Raw genomic sequence first — 13,766 nt, 5'->3', positions numbered from 1 at the left:
GCGGGCCGGGCCGGACGGTTCTTTGCCGTGGACCTCGGTCGCTCCGCTCTGCTCGGCTTGTCCCGGAGGCTGATGCGACTGCCGATGGAGTGGTTGATCGCTGATGCGACGTCGGTGGCATGGGGTTGGCCTGGGGCCCGGCCTACCAGCGCCGCGCCGCCCCACCTCTACAGCGTCCTGACCGTTGGCTCTACGGCGTCCTGACCGTCGGCGAGGAAAGTGCGCGCCCGCGGGGCGCGTCGCCGGACGGAACAGGCGTTGCCGACCGGGCATGTCAGAACGTCGTGGCCTCGTACGAGACGTACGCCAGGGTGTCGACGTCGCTGCTGAACCGGTCGAAGCAGTGGAAGTGGACCGTGACGTCACCCGTCGGTACGGCCGTGGCCCCGGCGGTTCCCGGGCTGGGCGGGTTCGTCGTCCAGCCATCGACGGCGCAGCGCGGCGCGCCGCGGCCAGCCTCGTCGACTGGCGTGACCTGGACGTGTCCTGCCCCGCCCTCGACATCGGGAAAGATCGCCTCGTACCGGCCGATCGCGGTCCGAACGATCCAGTTGTCCGCGCCCGCGCCCGCGCCCGCGCCATTCAGCGATCGAGCGGCGTCGGCTCGGACCCGGGCGCCGATCGGCGGCACGTCGAGTCGACCCGAGCCCGTCCCGTTTCGGTCGTCACCGGCGAGGCGGACACCGTTGACGAGGTAGGCAAGGTGGGTGAACGACCTTTCGTCGCCGCCGGCCGGCGACCCGGCGTAGGTCAGCGCGAACGGCACGTCAGCAAGGGCCCCGTCGCGGATGCAACCGACCGTGACCGTCGCAGTGTCGTGACCGTCGTCGACCGCGACGACGTCGGTCGGCGCGCAGAAGACGTCACCTTCGCCGAGCGCGTTCACCTGCAGGTTTCCCGCCATCCGTCCGAAACCTTCCGCCACCAGACGGACTTCGTGCCGACCCCGGGCGAGCCGGACCACCTCGACCGTGCCCTCCCCTGAACTCCAGCCGTCTGTGAGCCGCATCGGCTCGGCCTGCTGGTCCGAGGCCGCAGCGGATGTCGAGGCCGCGGCAGGCGGCACTGGTCCAGCAGCGATCGACGGCGCAGCAGGAGGCGAGGGTCTGTCGATCCGCAGGTACGCGAACACCTCGTCGTGTCCCGGGTCGCCGGGCAGCCGGTAGGCGAACATCACCGAGAACGCTGCGTCCACCGGCTCTCCGCCCGCCCCGACGCATACGACGTCGACCTGTTCGTCGCCCCGGTGGTCGTCCCAGTCGCTCGCCCGGCAGGTCACCGCGTCGTCGCCGATCGCGGTCACCACCGCCGCGCCATGCCGGTCCGGGATCCCGCTGCCCTCGAACAGCACCCGATAGGCGCCGGGTGCCAGCCGGACGCCCCGGTCCGGCGGCGGCGGGAAATCGCCGGCCGCCGGCGGCGCCCGATCCTCGTCGGTCGACAGGTCCTGCTCTTCGCCGATCGGGGCGTTGCGCAGGTCGACGAGGGCCGCTTCGTAGCCGGACTGGTAGTGGTCGTCCTCCGCATCGGGCTTGGTCTGGAATCGGAACGAGCCGACGAGGGCAACGACGGCCGCGATCACGATCGAGACCGCGACCGACGCCTCTGCCCGGTCGACGTCGCGCGACCAGGCCACCAGCCTCGCAGTGGGCCTGGACCCTCGGCCCGGCGCTTCGGTGTCCTGCGCCGCATCGGGCTCGGCGTCCTGCGTCGTGTCAGGCGTCGTCCGGTCGATCGGTACGGAGCCCGTGCCGTCGGTTCCCGCGTCGCCAGCCCAGACGTCGTCAGTCCCGTCGACCATGCTCACTCCCGCATGAATGGCAGCACCGCGCCGCGGACCTGTCCGATTCTGCTCAATCTGGACGACAGGGGCGCGTGACCCGTGATGCGCGAACACGGCACGGCCGCGGAAGCGCCACTTGGTCGCGGCTGCTCCGTCGTGCTCATCGCCTTGTAGAGGCCCTGGATCGCCTCCATCGTGTGCGGGAGCACCATCGCCGGGTTGACCATCCGTGATTGCATCGTCAACTCTCCTCCTGGGGCGTCCGCCCACTCGACTGACGAGTCACGGCTATGACGGATCGGAGCGACGGAAGGTAACGCGCACGGGGCTCGGTCGGACGGCCTTTCTGCGATGCCGCCGCCGGAGGGGGCTTGTGGGCGGCGGCGTGTGGCCGCCCCGCGCGCCCGGTGCGGATCGCGACGCGGGCGGAGGTGAATGCCGCACGGCCGTCCCGTCTGCGAAGATCGGGGTGTGGACGAGACATTCGCACGCACGGCGACGCACGACGCTGTCGCCGTTCTGCGTCAGGCGGGCGCGCGGTTCGCCTACCTGCACGGCAGTCGCGCTGTCGGGCGCCAGCGGGCGGACTCGGACATCGACATCGCTGCCTACTTCGGCGGGCCGCGGCCTCCCAACGCCTTCGACGTACTTCTGCCGCCTGGAGTCGACCTCCTCGTCCTGGACAACGCTCCGCTCGAGCTTGCCGGCCGGGTCGCCGTCGGCGGAACACTGCTCTTCGAAGACGACCGGGCCGCGCGCGTGCACTGGGAGGCGATGACCAGAAAGATCTACTTCGACGAACTCCCACGGATCACTCGCTCCCACCGGGAGTTCGCCGCCGCCCTGCTGCCCAGGACCGTGTAACCGGTGGTCGACCAGGTCCGGGTGCTGCGCCTGCTCCGCGCCGTCACCGACGACCTTTCCGTGCTGCGCCGCGAGGCAGACGCCGGCGACGAGCGCCGCGCGGACCCGATCTGGCTGCGCGGCGTCAAGTACACCTTCGTGACAGCGATCGAGGCTTGCGTCGACGTCGCGCAGCACATCTGCGCGGCGCGGGGCTGGGGGCCACCAGCGGACAACGGCGACGCGGTCCGCCTTCTCGGCGATCACGGAGCGATGGACCCGGCACTCGCCCGGTCGCTCCGCAAGGCCGTCGGCTTCAGGAACGTCCTCGTCCATGACTACATCGACGTCAACGACGAGATCGTCATCGCCCGACTGAGGGCCCTCGACGACCTTGACGAATTCGTCCGGGAAATGGTCGTCTATGTGTCCGAGGCGGACGCGTAGCCCACGGCCTCGGGAAGGTGCGACGGTAGCCGCCGGGTGAGGATCCCGTGGTGAAGGGCCGGATTCAGGTACCCGGTCACGAGGTAGGGATGGGCCCCGGCGGAGCGGGTTGCCGCGAGAGCAAGCGCCTTCGGGCGCAGCGCGGCCAGGACACGGGAGCCGGCCGGCACCGGCTCCGGCGCCGTGTCGAGGGTGTCGAGAAAGCCGGCCAGGTATCGCAGGGGCCGGGTGTACGTCCTGCCGAGCGCCGCCACGCTGGGGGCGTGGCTGGCGCCGAGGCCGAGCAGGAGCCGGTCCGGGTACGTCCGTGCGACCTCGTGGAAGGCGGCGGCGAGCGCGGTGGCCTCGGTGGCCCACACGTTGACGATCGCGGTGGCCACGACCATCCTGCGGGACGCCGCGAGCAGCTGTGCTGGCTGGCGCAGCTCGGGGGCGGAGGCGCCGAGCCACAGCGCCCCGTGCCCGAGCTCGTCGAGCTCCGCCGCCGCCTCGGCGGCATCCGGCGTGTTCCAGGCGAAAGACGGGGACCAGATGCCCACCCGTCCCAGCGTCGGCGTCATGGCAGCTCTCCACGATGCGTGCGAGCACCCTCGCGGGTGGCAGTGTTCGATCCAGGTCGAACACTTCAACTGTACGATAGCGGTCGAACAGTTGGGAGATTGGTGAAAGTGGGGCTGAGGGGAGAATGGCGACGAAGTCGAGACGGGTACTCGGCCTGCGGCACACGGACCCGGGCGAGGTGAGCCTGCAGGAGGCGCTCGAGGCGCTGGCCGACCCGGTGCGCCGGTCGATCGTGCGGACGTTGGCGGGCGAGGCGGACTTCGCCCTTACCTGCGGCACCTTCGACCTGCCGGTGTCGAAGGCCACCGCCAGTCACCACTTCGCCGTTCTGCGCGCCACCGGCCTGCTCGAACAGGTCGACCAGGGTCCGCGTCGACTCAACCGGCTGCGCCGGGCCGAGTTCGACGCCCGCTTCCCGGGCCTGCTCGCCCTGGTTCTCGCCGAGGGCGAGCCGGCCGCCACGCACTGAGGGCCGCCTGTCCGGGTCGGTGTAGGACAGGCCGGGCTCCGGTTGCCGCCAGGAGGTGCGCACTCCCGACAACCGGGTCGTTGCGAACGCGACTGGCCGAGACTGAGCCAGTCCGTGCTCATAATCGCCGCTTCCAGGCGCGTGCCAGGCGGCCGACCCCGGCGTCGGGCGGAGTCACGGCCCGACGCCCAACCGGCTAACTCGCACCTCGCTCGGGCGGTGAGGGTGGGCCCGCCGCTACTTCTTCAGGACCGCCACGCCGAGTGGATTGCCGCCGACGGGGACCGTCGCGACGACGGCGCCGCGCTTCAGGTCGATCACCGAGACGTCACCTGACCAGAAGTTACTGGTGTAGGCACGGGGCTGGCGATGGTCGTCGTCCAACGCCACGGTGTTGGGGGAGTCACCGACGGGAATCTCGGCAATGACCGTGTTTGTCCTCAGGTCGAGCACCGTGACGTTGTTGCTCAGCTGCTCGGGAATATAGGCGCGCGGCGCGCGCGGATTGTCGTCGATAGCGAGGAACGACGGCCCGATGTCCTCCGCTGGGAGGGCGATCGTGGCGACCACCTTGTTGCTGGTCGCGTCGATCACCGACACGGTGTTGTCGAAAAGGTTGGTGACATAGACACGCGGGTGGACGGGACGGTCGAGGACGGCGACACCGTACGGTCCTGCGCCGGCGGGGATGGTCGCGACGACCTTGTTGGTGACGACGTCGATCGCTGACACGGTGTTGTCGTCGGTGTTGGCGACATAGACCCGGGGCCGGGGCAGGCTGTCGGCGACCGCCACACCGTACGGTCCTGCGCCGACGGGAATGGTCGCGACGACCTCGTTCGTCGTGAGATCGATCGCCGAGACGATGTTCGCGGAGACGCCGGTGACGTAGGCGCGCGGTCGCGACATCCTGTCGGTGACCGCCACCTTGACCGCTCCCGCATCCTGTCCTGGCAGCAGCGGGACGCCGCCGACCGTCCTGTTGTCCCGGGGGTCGATCACTGTGAGACCGTCAATATAGTCCTCTGTCCCGAAGCCGTTTGTCCCGGCGACGTAGACACGCCCGCCGAGCTTTTTGGTCGCCGCTATGCCCTCCGGGTCGTCGTGAGGAATCGTGGCGACGAGGTTGTTGCTCCGCGCGTCGATGACCGAAACGTTGGAGGCGCCCCAGTTGGCGACATAGACCCGCGTCGAACCGACCCCTCCTCCCTCCGGGCGGGGCAGCGCGCCACCAGCCTGGCCTGGTATCGCGGCTTCCATCGGACGGGGAAACACCTTCACCGCCGGACCGGGCCTCGCGGCTTCCGCCCGGCTCGGCACCCCGGCCAGGACAAGGGTCGCGACGACAGCCTGCACCCCCAGCGCGAGGAGCCGCTTTCTCCGGGAGCTGTCGCTTCTGCCAGTCAATCTCCTCAGGTCACGTCTTCGAGTCGACACCGCTTCCTCCGGTATTGATGACGACCCTGCCGCGCGGCGCACGCCGTCGACAGAGGATTACTGGAAGTAGTCGACGCGAATCTAGTGAGATTGCAAAGAGTTTGCCTTTTTTGCCTGATTTGGCGCTGCTTTCTCGGCGCGCCGTTTCGACCTCGCCGCCGACGCCTGGAACGCGCTGGCCGAGAGATGGGCGGCTTGAGATCGTTCCCGCGCCGACACCGATGACGCTGGTGGGCGAGGGCGACGGTGTGGCCGCCGTCGCCGAGACGGAAATGCCGGTGCTGACGGGCCGCCCTGGTACGTGCCGCGCTGGAACGAACCCGGCGATGAACCGGCGCCGCCCCGAGGGGGCGGATCAGGCCGATGCCTCGGCGCGACGCCGCCGCGGTCGGACCGGGTCCGGCGTGAACACCAGCAGGAAGGAGTAGTAGAAGCTCTCCTCGCCGATCGTCTTCTGCTCCGCCACCCGGAGGCCGGCCGCGCCGGCCCGGCGCATCACCTCGAACGGATCCACCGGCGTTATGCGTAACGCCACGACGGCACCGTCCACCCAGACCTTGTAAAGCGGGTTGTCCCGGGTGTATCCGGGGTTGATGTCGGTGACGATCAGTGATCCGCCCGGCCGGAGCAGCCTTCTGAGCGCGCCGAAGTCGGGCGGCTCCGGCATCGAGGACAGCACCAGGGACAGCATGATGACGTCGTAGGAATGGGCCTCGAGCTGACCGAGTGCGCGGTTCATGTCGTCGACCACGACCTCGGAGCCGCGCCCGAGCGGATGACCCCAGAGATTCCGGCGGAATTCGGCCGCCATCGCCGGGCAGTTGTCGACGTACGTCCAGTTCATCGTCGTGTCATTGAAGAAATGGATCGCGATGACCTTGCCCGTGCCGCCGCCGAGGTCGAGCACCTTGAGGCCGGGCCGCTGGTCGCGGATGGCCTGCAACTGCGCGACGGTCGCGAGATGTGTCGACACCAGGTTCCCGGAGTTGCGCAGGTCGTAGTTCGATGCGATTTCCTGGTAGAAGTCGCGGGACTGGTCCACTCCATACTCGCGCTGGGGCGCCGCGGCACCGCCGGTGGTACCGCCGCGGCCGCCCAGCCAGCCTGAACGCGACCTCCGGGACGCGAACGGGGTCAGCCGGCGCCCGATCTGCGGCGGCCAGAACGAAATCGAGCGCCCCTGCCAGAACGCCGCCACGAACAGGAACGCCGCGAACACACCGACGGTCGCGGCGGCCCAGGGCGCTGCCGGGCCGAACACCTCGAACACGTTCGATACGTCCATAGTCACCCCGTGGTCGCGGTTGTCGGATCAGAATGGCCTGTCCGTGCGTTCCCGCCGGCTCGCCGGAGGGATCCTGGAACCGAGCATCAGATACAGCACCCCCGGTGGTGAGGGTGGAGTGTCCCGGGAGAGAAGGACATCTGACATGGACGCGACACGCTGGGTGCCCGACGCCGGAATTCAGGCGCTGGTGGCCGGCGCCGGCGAGCTGATGTCCGGGCTGTGCGGCGACCTGCTTGCCGCGGGATACGAGGCGAGGTCGGCCCCCACCGGCGCGGCCGCGCTCACGACACTCGGCGAGGCGCCCTACGACCTGATCTTCATCGATGGGGGACTGCCGGACTGCGCCGACCTGTGCCGCCAGATCCGGGCCCGGCCTCAGCACACCGACCTGTACATCACCCTCGTGGTGCCGGCCGGCGAACAGACCCTGCCCGACGGCGTGGACGACTACCTGATCAGCCCGTTCGACCGGCTCCAACTGCTGGCCCGGGCGTCTGCCGGCGTGCGCAGCGCCCAACTCCACCGCAACGAGACCCGCCTGCGGACGCTGCTCACGAACGCCCCGGGCGCCATCTACCGCTGCGCCAACGACCTCAGTTGGACGATGGAGCTGATCAGCGACGACATCGAGCGCATCTCCGGGTATCCGGCCACCGATTTCGTCGACAGCGCGGTGCGCAGTTTCGCCAGCGTCATCCACCCCGACGACCGGGAGATGGTGGAGCGCGCCGTTACCGAGGGAACCCGGCAGGGCAGGGCGTTCGTGCTCGAATACCGCATCGTCCGGGCCGACGGAACCGTCGCCTGGGTCCGCGAGCGCGGCCAGGAAGTGCACAGCGGCAACGGCCGGAGCTGGTTGGACGGGGTGATCTTCGACATCACCGAGTGGAAGCTGACCGAGGATCAGTTGGAGCAGTCGCGCCGCCAGCTCGCCGTGGCCGACGAACGCCAACGTATCGCCCGAGAACTGCACGACGGGGTGATCCAGTCACTGTCCGGGGTCCTGCTGACGCTCCAGGCGGCCGAGACACTGGCCGACCAGCCTGACGCGACCCGCGCCCGCCTGGCCGACAGCGTCGACCGCATCGACATCGCGATCCAGGAAATCCGGGATTACGTCTTCAACCTGCGCCCGGGGCTGCCGCCCGACCGGCACCTCTACGACGAGCTCCAGGCCCTGGCGGAGAGCTTCCAGCGTGATACGGGGATTGTCGTCGCCGTCGACCGCGATCCGACGGTCACAGCCGAGCTTGCCCCGCAGGCCGGCGACATCCTTCAGATCGCCCGGGAGGCGCTGTCCAACGTCCGCCGGCACGCGCAGGCCACGACCTGCCGGCTGAGCCTCATCCGGGCGACGGGTATGGCGGTGCTTGAGATCGACGACGACGGGCGCGGATTCGACCTGGCCGCGGCGGCCGGGCGGGGCCAGGGGCTGCGGAACCTCAGCGAGCGGTCGGCGAACCTGCGCGGCCGGCTCGACATCGAGTCCGGTGCGGAGGGCAGCACGGTGACGGTGCGGATACCACTTCCGCCGGGATGAGTGAGCCGTCCGCCTACCGGGTGCCCCGGCGGGCCAGGAAAGCCGCCGCCTCGCCCCGCCGGGAAAGGCCGAGCTTCTGAAGAATGACCGACACGTAATTGCGGGCGGTCTTCTCGGCCAGATTCAGATGGAGGCCGATCTCCCGGTTGGTCCGGCCGGCCGCCACGAGCGCCAGGATGCGCCTTTCCTGGGCCGACAGCCGGCTTAGCCGCTCGTCGGCTCCCGACGGTTCGCGGGCCGCCCCGAGCCGGATCTGTTCCAGCAGTACCCCGGTGACCGTCTTGTCGACCACGTGCTGGCCGTCGCCGACCGCCCGGACCGCCGAGACCAACTCATCGCGCCGGATCTGTTTCAACACGTAGCCGCTCGCGCCGGCCTGGATCGACGAGATGAGCGCCTGCTCGTCGGGGAACGATGTCAGCATCCGGACCCGGACGTCGGGAAACCGGGTCCGGACGGTCCTGGTCGCCTCGATGCCGCTGCTGTCGTCCAGCCGGATGTCCATCACGACCACATCCGGACGGTGGTCGCGGACCACCTCGACAGCGGTTGAGGCGGAGGTGGCTTCGGCGACCACGACGATGTCCGGGTGGGCTTCCAGCATGGTACGGACGCCCTGACGGACGATTTCATGGTCGTCCACGAGGATCACACGCAGACGGTCGACCACGACGACATGATCGCATGACCTCGGCCGTCTGTGGCCGTTTACCAAAGCCAAGCTCTGAATGTCAACGGCTGCGCGTGGCCGAGTGATCAGATCCGGGCCGCGCCGGCCCCTGGATGGGCACCGGAGGTCGGGGCGCGGTGATGCGCGTGTTACGTCGGCCTGATCATCCGCGTCAGGGTCGTGACGGTGGATGGCGAGACAAGGGCGATCATGACTGGACAGGACTGGCTGGCCGCGCGGTTCGACGAACATCGGGCGCATCTGCGCTCGGTCGCATATCGGATGCTCGGCTCGTTGCACGAGGCGGACGACGCGGTGCAGGAGTCCTGGTTGCGGTTCAGCTCGGCCGACACCAGCGACGTGGCGAACCTGCGCGGTTGGCTGACCACGGTCACCGGCCGGCTCTGCCTGGACATGCTGCGGTCGCGCGGCACGCGGCGAGAACAGTCGTTGGACGTCCACGTGCCGGACCCGATCGTGAGCCCGGCCGACGGCGTCGACCCTGAGCGGAGGCGCTGCTCGCGGAGTCGGTGGGGCTCGCGCTGCACGTGGTCCTGGGGACTCTCACCCCTGCTGAGCGGCTGGCCTTCGTGCTGCATGACATGTTCGCGGTGCCGTTCGACGACATCGCGGCGATGCTCGGCAGGTCGACGGCGGCGACCAAGCAGTTGGCGAGCCGGGCCCGGGGGCGGATCCGGGCCGGCGGGCCGCTGCCGGAGGCGGACCTGGCCCAGCAGCACGAAGCGGTCCGCGCGTTCTTCGAAGCGGCCCGTGGAGGTGACTTCGACGCGCTCGTCGCGCTCCTCGCGCCGGATGTCGAGATGCGTTCGGACGGCGGCGCCGCGCGTCCGCGGGCCTCTGCGGTGCTCCGGGGAGCGGCGTCGGTCGCCGGCCGGGCGCTGATGTTCGCCCGGCCGGACGCCGAGGTTCACCCGGCCCTGGTCAACGGGGCCGCTGGCGTGGTCGTCACCGTGGGCGGTCGGGCAGTCTCGATCATGGGATTCACGGTCCGGGACCGGCTGATCGTCGCGGTCGACGTGCTCGCCGACGTCGACCGGTTGGGGCGGTTCGAGTTGTCCGCCTTCGAGCGCTGACGGCAGGGCGGCCCGAGCGGGGGCCGGGCCGCCCCGCTGTTCCTCAGCCCCAGTTGGCGCCCGCCGGTTCCTTGATCGTGGTGTTGATCCGGTTGAAGAAGTTCGTGGTCGCGATCATCAGAATGATCGCCGCGAGCTGCTTGTCGTCGTAGTGCCCGCGGGCCTCGTCCCAGAGCTCGTCGGTGACCTGACCGGGCCGGTCGCTGAGTCGGGTGGCCGCCTCGGTGAGGGCGAGGGCGGCCCGTTCGGCGTCGTCGAAAAGCGGAGACTCGTACCACGCCGCCACGGCGAGCAGGCGGTCCGCGCTCTCGCCGGCCTTCGTGGCTTCGGTCACCCCGGCGTGCACGCACGCGCTGCAGCCGTTGATCTGGCTGGCTCGCAGGTGCACCAGCTCCAGCGTCCGCTGTGCCACGCCGCCCGTGCTCATCGCCTTGTAGAGGCCCTGGATCGCCTCCATCGCGTGCGGGAGCACCATCGCCGGGTTGGCCATCCGTGATTGCATCGTCAACTCTCCTCCTGGGGCGTCCGCCCACTCGACTGACGAGTCACGGCTATGACGGATCGGAGCGACGGAAGGTAACGCGCACGGGGCCTCTGCCGCGGGACTGTGGACTCGTGTCCGTGGCGACCACCGCGCAGGCGCACAGACCTCCGAGCACGGAAGGTGGACGGCGGATGGTGACAGTGGCGATCGTGAGTCCCGGCGCGATGGGCTCGGCGCTGGGGCGCGGCTACGTCGAGGGCGGGGGCAGGGTCATAGCCTGCGTGGCGGGCCGATCAGAGCGGACCCGCGCGCTCGCCCACGGACTGGAACTGGCCGACTCCCCGGAGGAGGCGGTTGGCGCGGCGGACATCGTTCTGTCGGTGGTTCCGCCCGGCGAGGCGCTCGCGGTGGCCGGGATGATCCGACGGTCGGCTGCCGCAGCGGGCGTCTCGCCGCTGGTCGCGGATCTCAATGGCGGGGTTGGGTCGTAGGCCGTCACCGCGCAGCCCGCAGGCCGTCGAGCATGACGGTGACGAGGTGGTCGTCGGCGCGGGCTCCCGGCCGGCAGACCATGAGGTTCAGCAGCCCGACGACATCGCGGGACGGGATGTCCGGGCGCAGCGTCCGCTCCCGCTGGGCCTGTTCCACGATGGCTGCGAGCAGGGCGTCGGCCTCGGCCGTCAGGCTGGCCACCGTCGGTGCGGTGGCCACCCCCTCGGCCAGCGTCTTGACCAGGGCCAGCGGCAGCTTGGTGCAGTGCTCGATGATGCGCAGCAGGACCTGCCAGCGGGGGAGGTCCCGTGCCGCCTCGGCGCGGCCGAACGCGAGGAAGCGCTCGAGGGTGTCGGCCGCGATGGTCTCCAGCAGGGCCGCCCGATCGGGGAAGTGCCGGTAGAGCGTCCCCACTCCGAGCCCGGCCGTGCTTGCGATCTCCTCCATGGAGACAGCCGCGCCACGCTCGGTGAACAGCTCGCGTGCGGCGGCGGAGATCAGCTCGCGGTTGCGTCGGGCGTCGGATCGCACAGCCTGGCTCCCCCCGGAATCTGAGCCCTCAGATTACTGTCCAAGGGGAAGCGGAACATCCGATTCATCTTGGAGGCATCGATGCGGTTGGGTGTTTACGTGGGCGGGGCCGGCTCCACCCTGGAGGAGATGATCGGGCAGGCGTGCGCGGCCGCCGACGCCGGCCTCGACAGCGCCTTCTTCAGCCAGATCACCGCGTGGGACGCGCTCACCGTCGCCGCGCTCGCGGGGCAGCGGGTGCCGGGCATCGAGCTCGGCACCGCCGTCGTGCAGACCTACCCCCGCCACCCGCTCGTGCTCGCCGGGCAGGCGCTCACCGCCCAGGTGGCAACGGGTCACCGGGTCACCCTCGGGGTCGGGCCTAGCCACCGGCACTTCATCGAGGGCGCCTTCGGCCACTCCTACGACCAGCCGGCGCGGCACACCCGGGAGTACCTGTCCGCCCTGCGCCCGCTGCTGCGCGGGGAGCACGTCGAGCACCGTGGATCCTTCCTGACCGTGGCGGGACAGGTCGAGGTGCCCGGTGCCGCCGCCGTCCCGGTCCTGCTGGCCGCGCTCGGGCCGGTCATGCTGCGCGTCGCCGGCGAGCTGGCCGACGGGACGGTGACGGTGTGGGCCGGTCCCGAGGCCATCGCCGGGCATGTCGTGCCGACGATCACCCGTGCCGCCGCGGCGGCGGGCCGGCCCGCCCCGCGGATCGTGGCCGCCGTCCCGATCAGCGTCACCGCCGATCCGGAGGGGGTGCGGCAGGCGGTCGAGGCGCACGTGGGCTTCGCCGCCAGCTTCCCGGCCTACCGCACGATCCTGGCGCGGGACGGCAGGGCGGCTGTGCGGGAGACGGTCGTCGCCGGAGACGAGGCGACCGTCGCGTCGTCGATCCGGCAGTTCGCCGACGCCGGGGTGACCGATCTGCTGGCCAGCCTCGTCGGCAGCGACGAAGATCGACGGCGGACCCTGCGGTGGCTCGGGTCGCGGCGTCGGGCCGACTGGAATTAGCTGAACGACCAGGTGGGATCGGCGCCTTCGTCGCCACCGGCCTGGTCGGCGGATTCGTGCCGGTGGTGGCCACCCAGATGTTGTGGGGGCTGTCCTGGACGTTCGCCAGCGGCGCGGACGTGGCCTGGATCAGCCCGGACGTCCGACGGTTCCTGCCGAGGGCGCGTTCTGGACGGCCTCCGGTCGGGGATGCGCCTACCGGTCAGCCGGCCCCCGGCTGACCGGTGGACGGCTCGCCGCGTGGGTCGGGGACGCCGACGGGGTTGGGCCAGAGCAGGAGGGGGGCGGTGGCCTGGGCGATCGGGGCCAGCAGGGCTGCGGTGCGCCGGGTGGCGTCCGGGCCGAGCGTGTCCCAGGGGGAGCGCGCGAGTCGGTCCGTCGTCGCCTCCAGTTCGCGGGCCGCGCGGAGGGCCGCGTCGGTCGGCGTGCCGGTGGGGTCCAGCCATCCGCGGGCGCGCAGCCGGTCGGCGGCGGCGTCCCACTCCTCGTCCGTCCAGCCGCGGATCCGCTGGTAGAAGGCACGGTCGGTGCCGCCCCTGCTGACCCGCCACACGAGGCTCTCCGGGCCGTCCAGGCCCGCGGTGACGAGGGCGGCGACGTGCCCGTCGCCGCGGTGCTCCCGGAGCACGGTGGCGGCGTGCCAGATGATCTCCAGTGGGTCCTCGGGCCAGGGCAGCGCGGCGTTCGCCGCGCCCAGCACCCGTCCGGCGACCGGGACGCGCTCCGCCGCCGCGCGCAGCAGCCCGGCGAGCTCCGCGAGTCCGGCCTGGTCGATCTCGGCGACCAGTGGGCCGAGTACCGCCGTGGCCGCGCTGAGCCGGACGGCCAGGGCCTTCTCCGGTGAGATGCGGGTCCAGACGTCCGGCAGCGCCCTGGCCACCATGGCCGGCGCGAAGCCGAAGAAGCTCCCGACCACCGGCCCTGGTCCGACCGGCCCGAGCGGGGCGACCCGGCCGGCGAAGTACGCGCGCCAGTACCCGCGCAGCCCGGCGTCCTGCCACGCTTGAAGGCAGCCCGGCGCGAAATAGGTGACGGCGTGCACCGGTTCGAACAGCCGCCACATCTCCTGGGCCACGTTCTCTTCGGCCATGACCCCACCTAATTGCGACCGTCCCCCCGGGTCAAGCTCTG

The 13,766-nt window shown here is 70.8% G+C and carries 14 protein-coding genes and 2 pseudogenes; 7 read left to right on the top strand and 9 right to left on the bottom strand.

Annotated features, from left to right (window positions below; translation table 11 throughout):
- Positions 1 to 274 precede the first annotated feature (274 nt).
- Complete coding sequence (locus tag AC559T_RS21275) at positions 275 to 1,801, bottom strand: hypothetical protein (RefSeq protein WP_498869843.1); 1,527 nt, start codon at positions 1,799 to 1,801, stop codon at positions 275 to 277.
- Between the two features lie 453 nt (positions 1,802 to 2,254).
- Between AC559T_RS21275 and AC559T_RS21270 the strand changes: the two genes are divergently transcribed.
- Complete coding sequence (locus tag AC559T_RS21270) at positions 2,255 to 2,647, top strand: nucleotidyltransferase domain-containing protein (protein WP_071066835.1); 393 nt, start codon at positions 2,255 to 2,257, stop codon at positions 2,645 to 2,647.
- Between the two features lie 3 nt (positions 2,648 to 2,650).
- Positions 2,651 to 3,073, top strand: a complete 423-nt coding sequence (gene hepT / locus AC559T_RS21265; RefSeq protein ID WP_112108434.1) for a type VII toxin-antitoxin system HepT family RNase toxin — start codon at positions 2,651 to 2,653, stop codon at positions 3,071 to 3,073.
- On the opposite strand, the gene AC559T_RS21260 is transcribed toward hepT, so the two are convergent.
- Positions 3,049 to 3,633: an LLM class oxidoreductase gene (locus AC559T_RS21260; protein WP_112108433.1), complete on the bottom strand. Its 585-nt coding sequence runs from the start codon at positions 3,631 to 3,633 to the stop codon at positions 3,049 to 3,051. The two genes, hepT and AC559T_RS21260, sit on opposite strands and share 25 nt — an antisense overlap.
- A 125-nt stretch (positions 3,634 to 3,758) precedes the next feature.
- Here AC559T_RS21260 and AC559T_RS21255 point away from each other — a divergent pair, with 125 nt between their 5' ends.
- On the top strand, positions 3,759 to 4,103 hold the full coding sequence (locus AC559T_RS21255; RefSeq protein WP_498869842.1) for an ArsR/SmtB family transcription factor: 345 nt from the start codon (positions 3,759 to 3,761) through the stop codon (positions 4,101 to 4,103).
- 237 nt (positions 4,104 to 4,340) lie between these two features.
- On the opposite strand, the gene AC559T_RS21250 is transcribed toward AC559T_RS21255, so the two are convergent.
- The 3 genes and pseudogenes from AC559T_RS21250 to AC559T_RS21240 all read right to left on the bottom strand — a co-directional run bounded on the left by AC559T_RS21250 (position 4,341) and on the right by AC559T_RS21240 (position 6,825).
- The gene (locus AC559T_RS21250; protein WP_498869859.1) at positions 4,341 to 5,030 is read right to left on the bottom strand and encodes a YncE family protein; all 690 of its coding nucleotides are present in this window, start codon (positions 5,028 to 5,030) and stop codon (positions 4,341 to 4,343) included.
- 168 nt (positions 5,031 to 5,198) lie between these two features.
- Positions 5,199 to 5,363: pseudogene (locus AC559T_RS21245) on the bottom strand (hypothetical protein); the annotation flags it as partial.
- 532 nt (positions 5,364 to 5,895) lie between these two features.
- Positions 5,896 to 6,825, bottom strand: a complete 930-nt coding sequence (locus tag AC559T_RS21240; protein ID WP_112108430.1) for a class I SAM-dependent methyltransferase — start codon at positions 6,823 to 6,825, stop codon at positions 5,896 to 5,898.
- Between the two features lie 145 nt (positions 6,826 to 6,970).
- On the opposite strand from AC559T_RS21240, the gene AC559T_RS21235 reads away from it, so the two are divergent.
- Positions 6,971 to 8,368: a histidine kinase gene (locus AC559T_RS21235; protein WP_498869841.1), complete on the top strand. Its 1,398-nt coding sequence runs from the start codon at positions 6,971 to 6,973 to the stop codon at positions 8,366 to 8,368.
- 13 nt (positions 8,369 to 8,381) lie between these two features.
- Here the strand turns inward: AC559T_RS21235 and AC559T_RS21230 are convergent, their stop codons facing one another.
- Positions 8,382 to 9,299, bottom strand: a complete 918-nt coding sequence (locus tag AC559T_RS21230) for a response regulator (protein ID WP_498869840.1) — start codon at positions 9,297 to 9,299, stop codon at positions 8,382 to 8,384.
- Here AC559T_RS21230 and AC559T_RS21225 point away from each other — a divergent pair.
- A pseudogene (locus tag AC559T_RS21225) lies at positions 9,249 to 10,132 on the top strand (sigma-70 family RNA polymerase sigma factor). The gene AC559T_RS21230 and the pseudogene AC559T_RS21225 sit on opposite strands and share 51 nt — an antisense overlap.
- A gap of 43 nt (positions 10,133 to 10,175) precedes the next feature.
- Here the strand turns inward: AC559T_RS21225 and AC559T_RS21220 are convergent.
- Entirely contained in the window at positions 10,176 to 10,634 is a 459-nt protein-coding gene (locus AC559T_RS21220; protein WP_498869858.1) for a carboxymuconolactone decarboxylase family protein, read from the bottom strand.
- A gap of 173 nt (positions 10,635 to 10,807) precedes the next feature.
- Between AC559T_RS21220 and AC559T_RS21215 the strand changes: the two genes are divergently transcribed.
- A complete protein-coding gene (locus tag AC559T_RS21215) occupies positions 10,808 to 11,107 on the top strand; it encodes an NAD(P)-binding domain-containing protein (protein ID WP_498869839.1) in 300 nt (99 codons plus the stop codon).
- Positions 11,108 to 11,111: 4 nt separating this feature from the next.
- Here the strand turns inward: AC559T_RS21215 and AC559T_RS21210 are convergent, their stop codons facing one another.
- A complete protein-coding gene (locus AC559T_RS21210; protein ID WP_498869838.1) occupies positions 11,112 to 11,639 on the bottom strand; it encodes a TetR/AcrR family transcriptional regulator in 528 nt (175 codons plus the stop codon).
- 81 nt (positions 11,640 to 11,720) lie between these two features.
- Between AC559T_RS21210 and AC559T_RS21205 the strand changes: the two genes are divergently transcribed.
- Positions 11,721 to 12,635 carry a TIGR03564 family F420-dependent LLM class oxidoreductase gene (locus tag AC559T_RS21205; RefSeq protein WP_498869837.1) on the top strand — a complete coding sequence of 305 codons (915 nt, stop codon included), beginning with the start codon at positions 11,721 to 11,723 and terminating at the stop codon, positions 12,633 to 12,635.
- Positions 12,636 to 12,837: 202 nt separating this feature from the next.
- Here AC559T_RS21205 and AC559T_RS21200 read toward each other — a convergent pair whose 3' ends face one another.
- The gene (locus tag AC559T_RS21200; protein ID WP_368952780.1) at positions 12,838 to 13,725 is read right to left on the bottom strand and encodes an SCO6745 family protein; all 888 of its coding nucleotides are present in this window, start codon (positions 13,723 to 13,725) and stop codon (positions 12,838 to 12,840) included.
- Positions 13,726 to 13,766: the final 41 nt, after the last annotated feature.

Origin of the sequence: Frankia sp. Hr75.2 (assembly GCF_949319125.1) — a bacterium.
GTDB lineage: Bacteria > Actinomycetota > Actinomycetes > Frankiales > Frankiaceae > Parafrankia > Parafrankia soli.
The sequence above is the reverse complement of the archived record's forward strand: the minus strand, read 5'-3'. Positions and strand labels throughout refer to the sequence as shown.

Coding starts and splice junctions, on each gene's coding strand:
- AC559T_RS21200 (WP_368952780.1), bottom strand. CDS start 13,725: ATGGCCGAAGAGAACGTGGCCCAGGAGATGTGGCGGCTGTTCGAACCG.
- AC559T_RS21240 (WP_112108430.1), bottom strand. CDS start 6,825: ATGGACGTATCGAACGTGTTCGAGGTGTTCGGCCCGGCAGCGCCCTGG.
- AC559T_RS21260 (WP_112108433.1), bottom strand. CDS start 3,633: ATGACGCCGACGCTGGGACGGGTGGGCATCTGGTCCCCGTCTTTCGCC.
- AC559T_RS21235 (WP_498869841.1), top strand. CDS start 6,971: ATGGACGCGACACGCTGGGTGCCCGACGCCGGAATTCAGGCGCTGGTG.
- AC559T_RS21220 (WP_498869858.1), bottom strand. CDS start 10,634: ATGCAATCACGGATGGCCAACCCGGCGATGGTGCTCCCGCACGCGATG.
- AC559T_RS21255 (WP_498869842.1), top strand. CDS start 3,759: ATGGCGACGAAGTCGAGACGGGTACTCGGCCTGCGGCACACGGACCCG.
- AC559T_RS21215 (WP_498869839.1), top strand. CDS start 10,808: ATGGTGACAGTGGCGATCGTGAGTCCCGGCGCGATGGGCTCGGCGCTG.
- AC559T_RS21275 (WP_498869843.1), bottom strand. CDS start 1,801: ATGGTCGACGGGACTGACGACGTCTGGGCTGGCGACGCGGGAACCGAC.
- AC559T_RS21230 (WP_498869840.1), bottom strand. CDS start 9,299: ATGCGCCCGATGTTCGTCGAACCGCGCGGCCAGCCAGTCCTGTCCAGT.
- AC559T_RS21205 (WP_498869837.1), top strand. CDS start 11,721: ATGCGGTTGGGTGTTTACGTGGGCGGGGCCGGCTCCACCCTGGAGGAG.